At 67.0% G+C, this 17,437-nt stretch carries 16 protein-coding genes; 10 read left to right on the top strand and 6 right to left on the bottom strand.

The genetic code is table 11. From position 1 onward, the window contains the following. Positions 1 to 63 precede the first annotated feature (63 nt). Positions 64 to 576 (bottom strand): peptide deformylase, encoded by a 513-nt coding sequence (def, locus tag H3005_RS00205; protein ID WP_025879059.1) that lies wholly within the window; start codon positions 574 to 576, stop codon positions 64 to 66. Between the two features lie 128 nt (positions 577 to 704). Here def and H3005_RS00200 point away from each other — a divergent pair, with 128 nt between their 5' ends. The 9 genes from H3005_RS00200 (at position 705) to H3005_RS00160 (ending at position 10,785) form a co-directional block, all read left to right on the top strand. Then, the gene (locus H3005_RS00200; RefSeq protein ID WP_100553738.1) at positions 705 to 1,832 is read left to right on the top strand and encodes a LysM peptidoglycan-binding domain-containing protein; all 1,128 of its coding nucleotides are present in this window, start codon (positions 705 to 707) and stop codon (positions 1,830 to 1,832) included. Between the two features lie 130 nt (positions 1,833 to 1,962). Further along, positions 1,963 to 3,090: a DNA-processing protein DprA gene (dprA, locus tag H3005_RS00195; protein WP_191077355.1), complete on the top strand. Its 1,128-nt coding sequence runs from the start codon at positions 1,963 to 1,965 to the stop codon at positions 3,088 to 3,090. A gap of 43 nt (positions 3,091 to 3,133) precedes the next feature. Then, positions 3,134 to 3,607, top strand: coding sequence for a DUF494 family protein (locus H3005_RS00190; RefSeq protein ID WP_025879062.1), 474 nt, complete (start codon positions 3,134 to 3,136; stop codon positions 3,605 to 3,607). A gap of 40 nt (positions 3,608 to 3,647) precedes the next feature. Continuing rightward, on the top strand, positions 3,648 to 4,382 hold the full coding sequence (locus H3005_RS21085; RefSeq protein WP_100553740.1) for a GYF domain-containing protein: 735 nt from the start codon (positions 3,648 to 3,650) through the stop codon (positions 4,380 to 4,382). A 48-nt stretch (positions 4,383 to 4,430) separates the two neighbouring features. After that, on the top strand, positions 4,431 to 5,360 hold the full coding sequence (locus H3005_RS00180) for an RDD family protein (protein ID WP_100553741.1): 930 nt from the start codon (positions 4,431 to 4,433) through the stop codon (positions 5,358 to 5,360). Positions 5,361 to 5,582: 222 nt separating this feature from the next. Further along, positions 5,583 to 8,081 carry a DNA topoisomerase I gene (locus H3005_RS00175; RefSeq protein ID WP_100553742.1) on the top strand — a complete coding sequence of 833 codons (2,499 nt, stop codon included), beginning with the start codon at positions 5,583 to 5,585 and terminating at the stop codon, positions 8,079 to 8,081. A gap of 121 nt (positions 8,082 to 8,202) precedes the next feature. Then, on the top strand, positions 8,203 to 8,763 hold the full coding sequence (locus tag H3005_RS00170; RefSeq protein WP_089237186.1) for a Sua5/YciO/YrdC/YwlC family protein: 561 nt from the start codon (positions 8,203 to 8,205) through the stop codon (positions 8,761 to 8,763). A 43-nt stretch (positions 8,764 to 8,806) separates the two neighbouring features. Further along, complete coding sequence (locus H3005_RS00165) at positions 8,807 to 9,514, top strand: hypothetical protein (protein WP_100553743.1); 708 nt, start codon at positions 8,807 to 8,809, stop codon at positions 9,512 to 9,514. 533 nt (positions 9,515 to 10,047) lie between these two features. Next, positions 10,048 to 10,785: a hypothetical protein gene (locus tag H3005_RS00160; RefSeq protein ID WP_100553744.1), complete on the top strand. Its 738-nt coding sequence runs from the start codon at positions 10,048 to 10,050 to the stop codon at positions 10,783 to 10,785. A gap of 48 nt (positions 10,786 to 10,833) precedes the next feature. Here the strand turns inward: H3005_RS00160 and H3005_RS00155 are convergent, their stop codons facing one another. Then, a complete protein-coding gene (locus tag H3005_RS00155) occupies positions 10,834 to 11,610 on the bottom strand; it encodes an SDR family oxidoreductase (protein ID WP_025879399.1) in 777 nt (258 codons plus the stop codon). A gap of 111 nt (positions 11,611 to 11,721) precedes the next feature. Here H3005_RS00155 and H3005_RS00150 point away from each other — a divergent pair, with 111 nt between their 5' ends. Beyond that, positions 11,722 to 11,925: a hypothetical protein gene (locus tag H3005_RS00150; RefSeq protein WP_100553745.1), complete on the top strand. Its 204-nt coding sequence runs from the start codon at positions 11,722 to 11,724 to the stop codon at positions 11,923 to 11,925. A gap of 86 nt (positions 11,926 to 12,011) precedes the next feature. Here the strand turns inward: H3005_RS00150 and sppA are convergent, their stop codons facing one another. The 4 genes from sppA to H3005_RS00130 form a co-directional block, all read right to left on the bottom strand. Continuing rightward, positions 12,012 to 13,934 carry a signal peptide peptidase SppA gene (sppA, locus tag H3005_RS00145; RefSeq protein ID WP_100553746.1) on the bottom strand — a complete coding sequence of 641 codons (1,923 nt, stop codon included), beginning with the start codon at positions 13,932 to 13,934 and terminating at the stop codon, positions 12,012 to 12,014. 115 nt (positions 13,935 to 14,049) lie between these two features. Further along, positions 14,050 to 15,414, bottom strand: coding sequence for an MATE family efflux transporter (locus H3005_RS00140; RefSeq protein WP_089237194.1), 1,365 nt, complete (start codon positions 15,412 to 15,414; stop codon positions 14,050 to 14,052). 181 nt (positions 15,415 to 15,595) lie between these two features. Beyond that, positions 15,596 to 16,162: a DUF3106 domain-containing protein gene (locus tag H3005_RS00135; RefSeq protein ID WP_100462253.1), complete on the bottom strand. Its 567-nt coding sequence runs from the start codon at positions 16,160 to 16,162 to the stop codon at positions 15,596 to 15,598. Beyond that, positions 16,155 to 17,156, bottom strand: a complete 1,002-nt coding sequence (locus H3005_RS00130) for a hypothetical protein (RefSeq protein WP_100553747.1) — start codon at positions 17,154 to 17,156, stop codon at positions 16,155 to 16,157. Before H3005_RS00130 ends, H3005_RS00135 begins: the two co-directional genes overlap by 8 nt. Positions 17,157 to 17,437: the final 281 nt, after the last annotated feature.

The raw sequence follows: 17,437 nt of genomic DNA, 5'->3' as shown, positions 1-17,437 counted from the left end.
CCAGACAGCCCGCGCGTCACGCACAGGCGCGAGCCACCCCGAAAGGGCGGCCCGCAACAACCATCACGCCACGTGCTTGCGCTGTTTGGCCAGCTTCTTGCGGACCATCTCGCGCTTCAGCGGCGACAGGTAATCGATGAACAGCTTGCCGTCCAGATGGTCCATCTCGTGCTGCACGCAGACCGCCAGCAGGCCATCGGTGGTCAGTTCCTGCGGCTGCCCCTGGCGGTCCAGGAACTTGACGGTGATGGTGTCGGCACGGGTCACGTCAGCGAAAATGCCGGGCACCGACAGGCAGCCTTCCTGGTACACCTGGCCCCCGTCCTTGGCGACGATTTCCGGGTTGATGAACACGCGCGGCTCGTTCTTTTCTTCGCTCACGTCGATGACCATGAAGCGCTGGTGCACGTCCACCTGACTGGCAGCCAGGCCGATGCCGGGGGCGTCGTACATGGTCTCGAACATGTTGTCGAGCAGCTCCTGGAACGCCGGCGTGGTCACTTCGGCGGCATCGATCAACGCAGCCTTGGTACGCAGGCGCGGATCGGGGAACTCAAGGATGGGGAGTAAAGCCATGGCAGTTTCCGGGGTTGGGGCCGGGTTACGCCGGCATACGTCGCAGATTCTAGCTCCAACGCTTGCCTTGCGCCCCGGTTTCTGGACTATAGTGCGCGGACCTGTTGGGGAATCAGGGCTTCACACCTATGTTGCTTCGTTTTCGTACGGTCGTCGCCGCGGCGATGCTGACCGTGGCTGCCTATGCTACCGCCGTGGAAGTGAATGGCGGGCACCCGGACACCTATGTGGTCCGCAAAGGGGACACCCTGTGGGACATCGCAGGACGTTTCCTGCAGAAACCATGGCTGTGGCCGGAGATCTGGCAGGCCAATCCGCAGGTCGCCAATCCACACCTGATCTATCCCGGTGACGTCCTCAGCCTGGCCTACCTGGACCGTGTGACGGCCCAGCCCGGCCCGCGCCAGGAAGCCCCGGTGACCGGCGTGCCGCTGGCCCAGGTCGAGCCGTTCCTGAAGCAGCTCAGCGTGGTCGACAGCATCGAACAGCTGCCGTACGTGGCTGGCCTGGAAGACAACCGCCTGCGCGCCACCGGTGGGCAGACCGCCTATGTGCGCCTGGCCGACGCCCAGGTCGGGCAGCGCTGGGCCGTAGTCCGCCCGACCGTGCGCTACGCCCAGCCCAAGCCAACCGAGGACCTGACCGCCAACGGCGATGTCACCCCGGGCAGCGGCAATCTCTGGAAGGCCTTCAGCGCCCCCAACCACCGCCGTGGCGTACTGGGTTACGAGCTGGCACAGGTCGGCACCGGCACCATCACCAAGGTGGCCGGCGGCAAGACCGAAGCGTCGACCCTGGTACTGGACAACGCCAGCGGCGGCCGTGAAGTGCGTGCCGGCGACCGCTTGGTACCGGTCGAGGCCACGCCGTACGACCTGCAGTTCTTCCCGCATGTGCCCGCAGCAGGTGTGGAAGGCGTCGATGTGCGCGTACTGGCGGTCACCGACATGTTCAACGCCGGCGGCCCGCGCGATGTGATCGCGATTTCCGCTGGCCGCGCCCAGGGCGTGGACAACGGCACCGTGTTCTCGCTGTGGCGCCAGGGCAGCCACGTGGCGCACCGGATGAAGTTCCCGGGGTCCTCGCGCATGGACGACTCGACCAGCACGGGCGCCGGCCGGGTCAGCCTGCCGGATGAGTACGCCGCGCATGCCATGGTCTTCCGCACCTTCGACAACGTCAGCTATGCGTTGGTGATGCAGGGCGTGAAGCCGGTGCGTGTGGGCTACAGCGCGCTGCATCCGGACGCGAAATAATCCGGCGCCGGGCCCCGCCCGGCCTCGGCAGATGGCGCCGGCCGCATCGGCCGGCACTCCGGGATACCCTGACAGCAATACGCGAAGGCGCCCTAGGGCGCCTTTGTTGTGTGGGGCCGATAGTCGGGGGATGACTGAGCATGGACATGAGGCGCTGCTGCGCCTGTTGATCGCCGGTGGTTCCCTGGCACCCAGGCGCGCGCTGTTGCAGACCACCGGCAATGCGGATGCAGCGTTGGCACTGGGCGTTGCAGGCTGGCGTGCCCACGGCTGCACGCCGGAACAATGCGCTGCGCTGGAGCGTCCCGACACCCGCGCCCTCGCGCTTGCGCAGCGCTGGCTGCAGCAGCCGGATCATCATCTGCTGGCCTGCAACGATCCGGCCTTCCCGCCCCTCCTGCTCGATGCACCCAATCCGCCCCTGGCGCTGTTCGTTGCCGGGGATCCGGCCATCGCCTGGCGTCCCGCGGTAGCCCTGGTCGGCAGCCGTTCACCCACTCCCGCCGGGCGTGCCCTCGCCGCCCGGTTTGCCACCTGCTTCGTCGAGGCCGGGTTGGCCGTGACCAGTGGATTGGCGGCAGGTATCGATGCCGCCGCCCACCAGGCGGCGCTGGACGCAGGCGGCTGCACGCTCGCGGTGATAGGCACCGGCCCGGACCGCGCCTATCCCACCAGCCACACCCGTCTGCAGGCAAGAATCGCCGCCGAAGGTGTGGTGCTCAGCGAATACCTGCCAGGCACGCCCGCACGGCCGGGCCACTTCCCCGCGCGCAACCGGCTGGTGGCCGGGCTGGCCCTGGCCACGGTGGTGGTCGAGGCCGCGCAACGCTCGGGCGCCCTGATCACCGCCCGGCTGGCGGCTGAAGCGGGCCGTGAGGTCTGTGCGATACCCGGCTCGGTGCTCAATCCGCGCGCAGCCGGCTGCCACCGGCTCATCCGTGAAGGGGTCGCCCTGGTCGAACGCCCCGAGGAAGTGCTGGAACTGCTGGCCCCGGCATTGCGCCTCCAGCTTCCGGGCTTGCAAACCCGGCTTGTCACCCCCACTGAACAGGCAGCGCCGGCGGACCTGCCGGCATGCTGGGCGAACGACGCTGACTACCAGAGCTTGTGGCGGGCACTGGAGTACGACCCCATCAGTATGGATTCACTGATCACGCAGTGTGGATTGACGGCGTCGGAGGTGTCCTCCATGCTGCTGGCCATGGAACTTGCGGGGATCGTGGTGTGCGTACACGGCCGCTACTGTCGACGTCCCTAGTTTCTTCACCTCCACAGCGTCGCGCGACGCAGGCCGAGGGGCAATGAAAGAGAGCATCCTGGATGTACTGTTGTACCTGTTTGAACACTATTTCAGCGAAGATGCGGACCTGATCCGTGACCGCGACTCACTGCAGAATGGCCTGATCCAGGCCGGTTTCAGCCCCACTGAGATCAACAAGGCATTCGAATGGCTCGATGCCCTGGCAGCGCAGCGCCCAAGCGCGGCCCAGGCCCGGGTCGATGGCCCGGTGCGCATCTATCACGGCCCGGAGCTGGACAAGCTTGATGTGGAATGCCGTGGTTTCCTGCTGTACCTGGAACAGCACGGCATCCTGGATGCCGGCCAGCGCGAGCTGGTGCTGGACCGGGCAATGGCCCTGGATCAGGACGAACTGGACCTGGACGACCTGAAATGGGTGGTGCTGATGGTGCTGTTCAACCAGCCCGGCGCCGAGGCGGCTTACGCCTGGATGGAAACGCAGATGTTCGTGGACGAGCCAGAACCCCTGCACTGACCGTACACTTGGGGGCCGTGCGCATTCAGGAGCGTCCCCCGTGAGTGAGTGGTTCCATGCCGAAGGCAACCGCCAGCAAGGCCCGTTGCCCTCGGAACAGTTGATCGAGCTGTTCCGTAGCAACCAGATCACCCTGGACACCCTGGTATGGCGCGACGGCTTGCCGCAATGGAAGCCGTTGCGCAATGTGGTCGACGAACTGGGCCTGATCGTGCCCGCCGTTGATGCACCCGTCACTGCGGCACCGCCGCCGCCTGCCGCTCCTCTGCCGCCGACCCTGCCGCCTGCCTCTCCGTACGCGACCACGCCGATGGACGCTGCACCGGCCACGAAGAAGGGCCTGTCCGGCTGCGCGTTGACCGCCATCATCGGCGGCGTTGCCCTGCTGGTGGTGGTGCCGATCCTGGCCATCCTGGCGGCCATCGCGCTGCCGGCCTACAACGATTACACGATCAAGGCCAAGGTCGCCGGCGCGATCACCGCGCTGCAGCCGCTGAAGGACAAGGTGCAGCATTTCGCCGATGACCAGGGCCGTTGCCCGGGCGCCAACGACGCCGGTTTCCCGGCCGTGGACGAATTCGCGGGCCAAGGCCTGTCGGCCGTGCATATCGGCCGCTTCAACAATGGCCACTGCGGTATCGAAGCGACGCTGGCGTTTCCGGGCAAGAGCCAGGATGGCGACCTGCTGTGGCTCGAGTACGACCGCGACAGCGGACGCTGGGAATGCAGCGGCGAAAGCGACGACAAGTATCTGCCCACGCAATGCCGCGGCTGAGCCGCGCATCGGGCAACCCACCAAGGACGACCCAACAGGGGACATGCAATGACTGAGTGGTACTACGCTGAAGGACAGCAACGCCAGGGACCGCTGGAGGTCACCGAGATCCGCCAGCGTTTCCAGCGCGGCCAGTTGACCCTGGACACGCTGGTCTGGCGCGAAGGCATGGGACAGTGGGCACCGCTGCGGCAGATGGTGGACGAACTGGGCCTGCAGACCCTGGCCGATGCCAGCACCTCCACCGCGACCGGTGGCTTCGACCTGCGCAACGACTACGCCGCGATCGACAACGGCACCGCGCCACTGCCGGGCACCGGCGCCCTCAGCAGCTCGCCGTACACTGCGCCCGGTGCAGGCGGCGGTGACTATTCGCAGCCGGTGCAGGGCGGCGAAGTGGTCTATGCGGGCTTCTGGAAGCGCTTTGCCGCCTACCTGATCGACTATTTCGTCCTGCTGATTCCCAGCGGCGTGGTCGGTGGCGTGCTGGGCTTCGTGCTCGGCGCCGGCATGGGGGCGACCGGCAGCGGCGAAACAGCAGTGGAAGTGGTTACCCAGCTGATCAGTGGCCTGGCTGGCCTGTTCATCGCCGCCGCCTACTACGGCTGGTTCCATGCCTCCCGTGGCGGCGCCACCCTCGGCAAGATGGCCATCGGCATCAAGGTCGTGCGCGGCAACGGTGATCGCCTGACCCTGGGCCGCAGCATCGGCCGCTATTTCGCCACCATCCTCAGTGGCCTGACCCTGTGCATCGGCTACCTGATGGCCGCCTTCACCGAGCGCAAGCAGGGCCTGCATGACCTCATCTGCGACACCGTGGTGGTCGACCGCTGGGCCTACACCGACCAGCCGCAGCTGCAGCGTCGCGAGCTGGGCACGGTGACCATCGTGATCCTGGTGCTGGGCGGCCTGCTGATGCTGGCCGGTTTCGCCGCGATCATCATCGCCGTCGGCGTCATCGCCAACATGGCGTCCTGATCGGGGATCGAGGGCCAATGCGCCGTCGCAGACGGCCATCCTCACGCCTCCCTGCTTGACAATGGCAGGCCGGGCGTGATTCCTCTAATAAGGTGAAACCTGAACGCCCGGCACAGTCCCGGGCGTTCAGTTTATTGATTTGCCCGTGGCCGCTTCACTAATGCGGCCGTTTGCTCCACCCTAGCGGCCCTTCCCCGCGGCTTACCCACAGACCCTGCTGCCATGCCCAAGCACCTGCTCATCGTTGAATCGCCGGCCAAAGCCAAGACGATCAACAAATACCTCGGCAAGGACTACACGGTCCTGGCCTCGTATGGGCACGTGCGTGACCTGATCCCGAAGGAAGGCGCGGTTGACCCGGACAACGGGTTCGCCATGCATTACGACGTGATCGAGAAGAACGAAAAGCATGTCGATGCGATCGCCAAGGCCGCAAAGGGCGCCGACGACATCCTGCTGGCGACCGATCCGGATCGCGAGGGTGAAGCGATCAGCTGGCATATCGCCGAGATCCTGAAGGAGCGCGGGCTGGTCGGGGACAAGCCGATGCAGCGCGTGGTCTTCACCGAGATCACGCCGCGCGCGATCAAGGAAGCCATCAGCCAGCCGCGCGAGATCGCCAGCGACCTGGTCGATGCCCAGCAGGCGCGCCGCGCACTGGACTACCTGGTCGGCTTCAACCTGTCGCCGGTGCTGTGGCGCAAGGTCCAGCGCGGCCTGTCCGCAGGCCGCGTGCAGAGCCCGGCGCTGCGCATGATCGTCGAGCGCGAGGAAGAGATCGAAGCCTTCATCGCCCGCGAGTACTGGTCGATCGCCGCCGAGTGCGCGCACCCCTCGCAGCACTTCAACGCCAAGCTGATCAAGCTGGACGGGCAGAAATTCGAGCAGTTCACCGTCACCGACGGCGACACCGCCGAGGCTGCCCGCCTGCGCATCCAGCAGGCGGCACAGGGCGCCCTGCACGTCACCGACGTGGCCAGCAAGGAGCGCAAGCGTCGCCCCGCGCCGCCGTTCACCACCTCCACGCTGCAGCAGGAAGCCTCGCGCAAGCTGGGTTTCACCACCCGCAAGACCATGCAGGTCGCGCAGAAGCTGTACGAAGGCATGGACATCGGCGGCGAAGAAGGCACGGTCGGCCTGATCTCGTACATGCGTACCGACTCGGTGAACCTGTCGCAGGACGCGCTGGCCGAAATCCGCGACGTGATCGCCCGTGACTACGGCATCGCCTCGCTGCCCGACCAGCCCAACACCTACCAGACCAAGTCCAAGAACGCCCAGGAAGCGCACGAAGCGGTGCGTCCGACCTCGGCACTGCGTACCCCGGCCCAGGTCGCGCGGTTCCTGACCGACGACGAGCGCAAGCTGTACGAGCTGATCTGGAAGCGTGCAGTGGCCTGCCAGATGATTCCGGCCACGCTCAACACCGTCAGCGTGGATCTGTCGGCCGGCAGCGAGCACGTGTTCCGCGCCAGCGGCACCACCGTGGTCGTGCCCGGCTTCCTGGCTGTGTACGAGGAAGGCAAGGACAGCAAGAGCGCCGAGGATGACGACGAAGGCCGCAAGCTGCCGGCGATGAAGCCGGGCGACCGCGTGCCGCTGGAACGCATCGTGGCCGACCAGCATTTCACCCAGCCGCCGCCGCGCTTCACCGAAGCGGCGCTGGTGAAGGCGTTGGAAGAATATGGCATCGGCCGTCCTTCGACCTACGCCTCGATCATCCAGACCCTGCTGTTCCGCAAGTACGTGGAAATGGAAGGCCGCAGCTTCCGCCCGTCCGATGTCGGCCGTGCGGTATCCAAGTTCCTGTCCAGCCACTTCACCCAGTACGTCGACTACGACTTCACCGCCAAGCTGGAAGACGAGCTCGATGCCGTCTCGCGCGGCGAGGAAGAGTGGATTCCGCTGATGTCGCGTTTCTGGGGACCGTTCAAGGAACTGGTCGAAGACAAGAAGGAATCGGTCGACCGCGCCGAGGCCAGTGGTGCGCGCGAGCTCGGCACCGACCCCAAGACCGGCAAGCCGGTCAGCGTGCGCCTGGGCCGGTTCGGGCCTTACGCAGCCATCGGCAGCACGGCCGAGGATGCCGAGGACAAGCCCAAGTTCGCTTCGCTGCGGCCGGGCCAGTCGATGCACACCATTTCCCTGGAAGACGCGCTGGAGCTGTTCCTGATGCCGCGCGCGCTGGGTGAGGACAAGGGCGAGGACGTCAGCGTCGGCATCGGCCGCTTCGGCCCGTTCGCCAAGCGCGGCAGCACCTATGCCTCGCTGAAGAAGGAAGACGACCCGTACACCATCGACCTGGCGCGCGCCGTGTTCCTGATCGAAGAGAAGGAAGAAATCGCGCGCAACCGGATCATCAAGGAGTTCGAGGGCAGCGACATCCAGGTGCTGAACGGTCGTTTCGGCCCGTACATCAGCGACGGCAAGATGAACGGCAAGATTCCCAAGGATCGTGAGCCGGCATCGCTGACCCTGGCCGAAGTGCAGCAGTTGATGGAAGAAACCGGCAAGCCGGTGCGCAAGGGCTTCGGTGCCAAGAAGGCCGCCGCGAAGAAGGCCCCGGCCAAGAAAGCGGCAGTGAAGAAGGAAGCCGCGCCGAAGAAGGCAGCTGCCAAGAAGGCGCCGGCAAAGAAGGCGGCTGCGAAGAAGGCACCGGCGAAGAAGGCCGTGGCCAAGAAGGCACCGGCAAAGAAGGCCGTCAAGAAGGCTGCCAAGTAGATCCACGCCATGCGTGGATGATCTGCCAAGGTGTGCGGACCAACGGTCCGCACCCACTGCTCCACCCGTTGTGCACGCAGCGGGGGGATAATGAAGGCCCACGCCGGGCCCGGTCGCCGCCATGAAAGAACTCACGCTGGACACCGCAGTCGCCACGCTTCGCAGTGGCGGGGTGATCGCCTACCCGACCGAAGCAGTCTGGGGCCTGGGGTGCGACCCTTCGCATGAGGCAGCGGTGCACCTGCTGCTGCGGCTGAAGCAGCGCCCGATCGAGAAAGGCATGATCCTGGTGGCTGCGGAACTGTCGCAGTTGCAGGGCTGGGTGCGCCTGCAGGCGCTGCCCGATGCACGCCAGCGCGCGGTGCTTGCCAGCTGGCCCGGCGCCAACACCTGGATCCTGCCCGCGGGCGCGCGCGCGCCCGGCTGGATCACCGGCGAACACAACGGCATCGCGGTACGGATCAGCGCCCACCCGCTGGTCGCAGCACTGTGCCAGGCCTGGGGAGGTCCGCTGGTCTCCACCAGCGCCAACCTCGCAGGCGAGCCCCCCGCGCGCAGCCGCGAAGAGCTGGACCCGCGCCTGCTGCGCCTGCTCGACGGCATCCTCGATGGGCAGACCGGCGGCCTGGCCCAACCCACGCCGATCCGCGACGCGCTCAGTGGCAACGTACTGCGCTCCTGACAGGCTGATTGCGCCGGCGTTGCCGATCGCGCACGCTGCGCCCATGACCCTGCTGCGCCCTGTCCTGTGCCTGGCCCTGCTGCTGCCGTTGCCGGCACTTGCCGCTGACGACGTGCGGGTCTACCGCTGCGTCGGCAGCAATGGCGCCGTCGCCCTGCAGGACAAGCCCTGCACGGCCGGCCGCCAGGAAGTGCGCGACCTGCAACGTCCACGCGATCCGCCGCCGCGAGTGGTCAGCACCGATGCCGCAGTGCCCGCACCGGCGCAGACATCGCCGATGCGCGAGCGCGAGGTGCGCCATGTCTACATCCAGCCGCCACAGCCGATGTACGAATGCGTGAGTGAAGACGGCGACCGCTACACCAGCGACAACAACGAAGGGAATCCGCGCTGGGTACCGCTGTGGACGACCGTCTGGTATCCGCATGGTCATCCTGGCGGCGGGCGACCCGGGCCGCATCCAGGGCCGCGCCCGGCCGGTAGCGGCAGCACCATCGGTGCCCCCATCGGCGGCGGGCCGCCGGTGTATCGCCCGCCGTCAGTGGGCGTCGGCGTCAACGTGCCTGCCGGCAACATCCTGGTTCGCGATACCTGCCACGCCCTGCCGCCGCAGGAAGTGTGCGCACGCCTGCGTGACCGTCGCTGGGAACTGGACCGGCGCTACAACAGCGCACTGCAGAGCGAGCGCACCGCGATCAGCAACGAGCAGCGCGGCATCGATGCACGGCTGGCGCAGGACTGCGGCGGCTGAGCCCTGCGCCGGAGCCTGTGCCGCGCGCTTTGGTAGACGCCCACCTTGGTGGACACTGGCAGACAGCAGTGCCAACCAAGGTTGGCAACTACCAAGGCATGTGAGCCCTGCGATGAGGGCTGTGCCCCGCGCTTCGGTAGAGGCCCACCTTGGTGGGCGCTGGCAGACAGCGGTGCCAACCAAGGTTGGCAACTACCAAGGGGTGTGAGCCCTGCGCTGAGGGCTGTGCCCCGCTTTGGTAGACGCCCACCTTGGTGGGCGCTGGCAGACAGCGGTGGCAACAAAGGTTGGCAACTACCAAGGCGTGTGAGCCCTGCGCTGAGGGTGCCGCGCTTTGGTAGAGGCCCACCTTGGTGGGCGCTGGCAGACAGCAGTGCCAACCAAGGCTGGCAACTACCAGGGCATGTGAGCCCTGCGATGAGGGCTGTGCCCCGCGCTTTGGTAGAGGCCCACCTTGGTGGGCGCTGGCAGACAGCGGTGCCAACCAAGGTTGGCAACTACCAGGGCATGGGCCACGGCTGTAGGCTGCTCGCATGAGAAGACTGATCTGGCTGGCCATCGGCCTGTTGCCCGGCAACGCGTTGGCCGATGACATGGTGATCTACCGCTGCACCTCGGCCAGCGACGTGCAGACCATCCAGCGCATGCCCTGTCCCGACGGCAGCACGCAGCGCGTGCAGCGGGTGGCCGATCCGGCTCGGACGGCGCCCGTCGCTGCCACACCGGAAGTTCCGCCACCCACTCCCCGGGGCTTGCCTGCTTCGCCCCCCACCTCAACGCCCAGCGTGCCCACTGCCGCGTCGGCCAGCCCGCGCGCCGGCGAGGAACGTCCGATCATGGAAGCCCGCATGGTCGACAGCGCAGAGGGAGACACCATCCTCGACAGCGCGACGCTGCACCAACGCGGTGATGGCGCTGCAACGGACAAGGACGCGCCAGCAAAGCCTCCGTTACCGGCGATCTTCCAGTGCGTTGACACGCAGGGCGCTTCCTACCTGCATGAGTACGAGGCTGCGCCAGGTCGCTGCGAACTGTTGAACATACAGGGCCTGGGCGGGGCAACACCGGTCAACGCCGCCAGTTGCGAGGTGGTCAGCGACCGCTGCACGGAAGTGGCCGAAGCACAGCGCTGCGGCAGCTGGCAACAGCGCTTCCGCGATGCACGCGGTCGCGAGCGGTTCGTCGCACCGGAGAATCAGCAGACGGCGCGCGGCGAACGCGAGCGCCTGCAGGCCGTGCTGGAAGCCAGCAATTGCCCAGTGCCCGAGTGAGGCATCCACGCATGGCATGGATCCCTCATCCGCGGTGATCGGCTGCGATCAGAACCCGTAACGCAGGAAGCCGCCATCCACCGCGATGCATTCGCCGGTGACATAGCTCGATGCCGGCAGGCACAGGAAGCCCACCGCCGAGGCCACTTCTTCCGGCTCACCGATGCGCCGCATCGGCGTGCGCCCGATCACTTCTTCGTAGTAGTCGGTATCGGACAGCGGGCCGGAGGTGCGACGGGTGCGGATGTACCACGGCGCCACGGCATTGACCCGGATGCCATCCTCGGCCCACTCCACCGCGAGGTTGCGGGTCATCTGGTGCATCGCCGCCTTGGTCATGCCATAGACCACGCCACTGCGCACATGGGTCAGGCCGGACACGCTGCCGACGTTGACGATGGCCGATGACGCGTGGCGCGCGAGCAACGGATGCGCATAGCGCGACAGTTCGAACGCCGAGAACAGATTGGTTTCGAAAATGCCACGCCACTCGTCTTCGGAGTACTCCGTGGCGGGCTTGGTGATGTTGCCACCGGCATTGTTGACCAGGATGTGCAGGCCATCGGCGTGGTCCTCGACCCAGTCCAGGATCTGCCGGCGGTCTTCGTCGTCGGACACATCGGCGGCCAACGCGTGAACCTGGTGCTGCGGATACACATCCAGCAGTTCGTCGCGGGCACTCTCCAGCATATCCAGGTCGCGGCCGACGATCATCAGATCGGCGCCGAGACCGGCCAGTTCATGCGCGATCGCCAGGCCGATACCGGCGCTGGCACCGGTGATCAGGGCCGTCTGCCCATCCAGGCGCCACCGTTGCTGGGTCATATGTCCTCCGGGGCCGCGCCCACTGTGTTTCGATGCGGCAAGGATACGCGCTCACGACCGCCCCCCGTCCGTGATGCGACACTGGCCCCACATCCCTCGTGGAGAGCTGCCATGCGCGTCCTGATTCCCGTCCTGCTGTCGGCCGCCGTGCTGGCCGGGTGCCAGCGCCCTGCACCGCCGAATCCGGAACGACCGCCGGAACCGCAGGCATTGGCCAAGGCAGTCAAGCAACCACTGGACCGTGCCAAAGGCGTGCAGAAGACCATGGACGAGGCGGCCGAACGCGAGCGCAAGGCAGAGGCCGACGCGCAGTAGATCCCCGCATGCAACAACGCCCGGCCAAGGCCGGGCGTTGTGCGTTCAGTAGATCCACGCCATGCGTGGACATCGCTGATCGGGAATCAGAACCCGCAGAAGCAATACGCCAGCGACTTCACCGGTGCACCGTTGCCCTTCTCGCGGGCCGCGTTCTCAACGAAGCGCAGCTGCGTATCGATTTCCGGCATCGTGCGCGCCAGCATCATCCGGCCCACGCCGGAATCGGCCAGCATCCAGGCGCCGGCGTGGCTGCCAGCGAAGCCGCTGACGAACTGCGCGAACGGCGTCGCCGCCTTCTCGATGTAACGCACACGGTACTTGTCGGTCGCACCCAGCTTGGCCCGACCGGCAGCGTCAGCCACGGCGTCCTTCAGGCCACCGAAGGCATCGACCAGACCGCGCTCCTTGGCCTGCGCACCGCTCCAGACACGCCCGCGAGCCACTTCGTCGATCGCCTCGACCGGCTTCTTGCGGGCCTCGGCGACACGGCCGGTGAAATCGGCATAACCCTTGTTGATCACCGACTGGATGACCTGGCCCACCGCCGGATCCATCGGCCGGGTGACATCGAAGGCACCGGCGAAACGGGTGGTGCCGACGCCATCGGTGTGCACGCCGAACTTGTCCAGCGCACGGCTGAAGTTCGGGATCATGCCGAAGATGCCGATCGAACCGGTGATGGTCGACGGATCGGCATAGATGCGATCGGCGTTCATGCTGATCCAGTAACCACCGGACGCAGCGAGGTCGCCCATGGACACCACCACCGGCTTGCCCGCAGCCTGCAGGGCCACCACTTCGCGACGGATCTGCTCGGAGGCGTAGACTTCGCCACCGGGCGAATCCACACGCAGCACCACGGCCTTGACGTCGTCATCGTCGCGCGCCGCACGCAGCAGCGCCGAGGTCGATTCACCACCGATGCGGCCGGCCGGCAGATCACCGCCGCTGATTTCACCGGAGGCCACGATGACCGCGACCTGCGGGCGCGAATCAACCGGGTTGCGGCGCGCATCGAGCTGGGCCATGTAGGTGCCGAAATCGATGTTGCGGAAACCACCGTCGGCGTCTTCATCGGCCACGCCGCGCTCGATCATCAGATCCTCGAATTCCTCGCGGGTCTTCAGCGCGGTCACCAGCTTCTGCTGCAGGGCGAACTTGGCCAGGTCGCCACCAGCGGCAGCCACACCTTCAGGCAGGGTATCGATGCCGGCCGCCAGCTGCGCCGGATCCAGGCGGCGGGCCTTGGCGATGTCGCCGAGGTAGCGCTGCCACACATCGTTCATCCAGAACAGATCGGCTTCCTTGGAGGCCGGCGACGCCGCGTCGAGCACGTACGGCTCGGCGGCCGACTTGTACTCGCCCACCTTGAACAGGTGCACGTCCACGCCCAGCTTGTCCTGCAGGCCGGTACGGAAGTACTGGCGGTAGCGGCCCAGGCCTTCCAGCACCACCGACCCCATCGGGTCCAGGTAGACCTCGTCGGCCTGTGCGGCCAGCAGGTACTGCGACTGCCCCATGCTCTCGCTGAAGGCGACCAGCTGCTTGCCCGAAGCGCGCAGTTCCTGCAGCGCAGCGGACACTTCGCGCAGCGAGGCGAAACCGGACGGCTGCAGCTTGTCCAGTTCCAGCACCACGCGCTCGATCTTCTTGTCATCGCGCGCGTTCTCGATCACCCGGATCAGATCGCGCAGCTGCACTTCCTCGGCACCGTTGTCACCAACGGCCTTGGCCAGCGCGCGGCTGACCGGATCGGCGCTGTACTGCTCGACCAGGCGGCCTTCCGGCGCGATCACCAGGGTGGTGCGGTCCTGCAGCGCCTTGCTGGCGCCAGCGCCCATGCCCGCAGCGACGATGAACATCACCAGCACCAGCAGCAACAGGCCGAAGAACACCAGGTTGAGGATCAACCGGCGGGTGAAATTCATCACGTCCCACAGCCCGATGAAGAAGCTGGCGACAGGATTGCGGTTCGCCGGGGGCAGCGGCGGCACGGGTTGGTTCATGGAGCACTCCGGATGGCTTCTTGCCGTGGTAACAGCATAGCCGGTGCCGCGTGAGGCGGCATCGGACACAAGTCAGGGGATCGCCAGTCACGGTTGCCCATGACAGGGGGGGGTATCAGGCCAGCGTGGACTGGCCCAGGCGTTTGCTGCTGCGGTTCAGGCGCCAGCCCATCAGGATTGCTGCGGCGGTCAGGCCGACGATCAGGCCGATCCACATGCCCTGCGGGCCCATGCCCAGGCCGAGGCCGAGCCCGGCGCCCAGCGGCATGCCCAGGCCCCAATAGGCGAACATGGCGATGAACATCGGCACGCGGGTGTCCTTCAGTCCGCGCAGCGCACCGGCCGACAGCACCTGTATGCCATCGGGGAACTGGAAGGTGGCCGCGTACAGCAGCAGGGTCGAGGCCAGACCGGCCACGGCCAGGTCGTTGGTGTAGACGCCGACGATGGCGTCGTGGCCGAACAGCAGCGCCGCCGCCGACAGCGTCTGCGTACCCATGATGATCGCGTAGCCGGCCCACGCCGCACGGCGCACGCCGAAGCCATCGCCACGGCCGACCGCATGGCCGACCCGCACGGTGGTCGCCTCGGCCACGCCCATCGGGATCATGAAGCACAGCTGCGCCACGTTGATCGCGATCTGGTGCGCGGCCGCTTCATTGGCACCCAGGCGACCGATCAACAGTGCGGTGACGATGAACAGGCCACCTTCCATCAACACGGTGATGCCGATCGGCAGGCCGGTGCGCAGCAGGTCCCAGATCGCTGACCAGCGCGGTCCCTCGAAATGCGAGAACAGCTGCAGGTGGGCAAAGCGCTTGGTGAACCACAGGTAGGTACCGAAGGCGATCGCCTGCAGCCACATCATCACCGCCGAGGCGATGCCCAGGCCTTCGGCGCCCATTTCCGGGAAGCCCAGCTTGCCGTTGGCCAGCACGTAGCCCATCGGCGCCAGCACCAGCAGGCCGCCAAAACCGAGCAGCATGGTCGGCAGCGTCCAATGCATGCCTTCACTGAGATAGCGCATGCAGAAGTACAGGGTCAGCGCCGGGCCACCCCAGCGCACCGCATGCAGGAACGCCGTTGCGCCCGGCACGATGTCCGGAGCGATGCCGAAGGCCGGCAGCAGCGGCGGCACCACGGTGAGGAAGGTGAACATGATCAGGCCCAGGCCCAGCGCCAGCCACAGTGCCTGCCGGAACAACGGGCCGATCTCGCGCTCACGGCCGGCGCCATGCAGCTGCGACACCGAGGCGGTGAGTGAGATCAGCGTGCCGATCGGGATCAGCATCGGCAGCCACAGCAGCGCGGTGCCGATGGTCACCGCGGCCAGGGTGGATGTCGCATGGTGGCCGGCAATCACGTTGTCGACGAAGGAGATCAGACCGGTGGAGACGTGCCCGAGCACAAGCGGCAGGGCAAGCAGACCGGTGGCGCCGACTTCCTTGCTGAAGCGCGGCGTGGAGGTTGCAGTAGACATAAGGTGCTTGACGCGAACTACGGTTGCGCGCGAAGGGCACAGGCACCGGGTTGCGGCCGGCCATCTTACGCGCGCTGGGCGGCCATTCCCATGACTGCCCCATAAAGGGGACGGAGGGAATTAAGTCGTATCCGGCACAGTCGGGCCTGAAATGACTTGATTCCCTCCGTCCCCTTTTTGCTTACTGCCCGGCCTGGCGCTTGAGCCAGGTGTCGCGTTCGGCGGCGGGGACGGTGAGGAATGCGCTGCGTACGCTGTCGCGTTCCTGCGGCGGCGTGCGCTGCGCGACCAGGGCCAACTGTGCCAACTGCGCAGGGCTCAGCTGGCGCAGCACGGCAAGGACCGCGTCGCGCTGTTGCGGCGGCACGAAACCGAACAGGCCGTGCAGCTTGGGGAACTCGGCGCCCAGTTGCGGGCCCAGACGCCAGCCTTCGCGGAAGGCCTGGTCCTGTGCCAGGAACTGCGTGCGCAGGCGCTGCTGCTGATCGGCCGGCAAAGCGGCGAAACGGCTGGCGGCCTGACGGATGCGTTCGCGCTCACCCTCTGGCAGGGCCCGCCACGCGGCGTAGTCGCTGCGACGCTGACGTTGCTGGGCGGGATCGAGTTGTGCGAATGCCGCCGCTGCGGTGGGCGCGACCGCCGACGGTGTTGCCGAGGGTGCGGGCAGCGGCACGTTCAACGATTGCGGAGCAGCCGCCAGCGACAGCGGCAAGGCCAGCAGCAGGCCGGCGAAGAGGAGCTTATTCATCGGCAGCAGAGGTTTCCAGCGCTGCGCCGACCGGTTCCGGGCGGGTCGGCTTGGGTTGTGACTCGTCCACCGGCAACGGGCCACCGGCAGCACTCCAGGCATGCATGTCGGCCTCGGCCAGCAGCGGGTAGTCGCGGTCGGCCAGCATGGCGGCATCTTCGCTGGCCTGCGCATCGCCGCCTGCAGCGGGGCGGACATCGCTGGCGGGCAGTGCCTCGACGGTGACCGGCCCGGCCTCACCCACCACGCCCTCGGGCAAGGGGCCATCGGCAGTCAACGCGCGGCCCTGCCAATGGCGCCAGCCCAACGCAGCCAGCAGCAACACCGCCACGGTGATCAACAGGATCACCGGGCCACGCCAGCGCGGCTTGGCATTGGGGCGACGACGCTTGCCGCTGGCAGGCGCGCGTTCGTCGCGCGGCGGCGCACGCCAACTGGAGGCCGGCGCCTGGTTGTTGGCCGCTGGCGCGGACGGTTGCGCCAGCTGCTGCAGGCGCTTGGCCGGCAGGTCGCGGATACGCAGCTGCACCTGTTCGGCCAGCGTCCGCCATGCGGCGGCATCGGGCTGGCCATTGGCATCGCGTGGGCAGGCCGTGGCCAACAGGCGTTGATAACCCTCCTCGTCGACATCCAGAACGCGGGTGGCGATGCCCTCGTCCAGGCTGCCGCCTACCCGCAGCAACAGAGCCAGCCGCGGCAGGGGGGCCATGTCGCCCAGCGCGGCCAGCGACGGCGGCCACTGACCGGTGGTCGGCTCGCGCAGCGCCTGGCGCTGGCCCAGCAGGGTCCAGAAGCGGCCGGGCCACTGCGCCATCGGCAGGTCGCTGGCGACGGCGGCGAAGGCGCGCATCACCGCCACCAGCGTTTGTTCGGCACGGGCGGGGTCGCCGCACTGCAGTTCGGCCACGACCAGGGCACGGCGTTCGACGCCACGCAGAAATGCCGACAGCGCGCCGGCCGCGGTCGAGGAAACAGGGGCGGGCACAGCCGTCATCGGTCACTCCAAAGGTCTATCGGCATGATAGCGGCAGCCCATCGCTGCCCGGCAGGCTTGCGATTCCAGACACTTCATGCTGCAGGTTGTGCACAGCATCACGCGGGAACCGGGCGATTCCTCGATGAATGGCTGAATTCACCCTGTTTCAGCAATGTTTCACACTTAAGTTATTGATTTACATATAATTTAAAGTGTGGCTATTTTTTGACCAACCCAAGCGTGAGGCCGTCGCCATCGGCCTCATGCGGCGCCACGAGCCGCTAACGCACAGACTTATC

Origin of the sequence: Stenotrophomonas sp. Br8 (assembly GCF_014763005.1) — a bacterium.
Classification (GTDB): Bacteria; Pseudomonadota; Gammaproteobacteria; order Xanthomonadales; family Xanthomonadaceae; genus Stenotrophomonas; species Stenotrophomonas lactitubi.
Note: the sequence above shows the minus strand (reverse complement) of the source record. Positions and strands in the feature narration are given on the sequence as shown.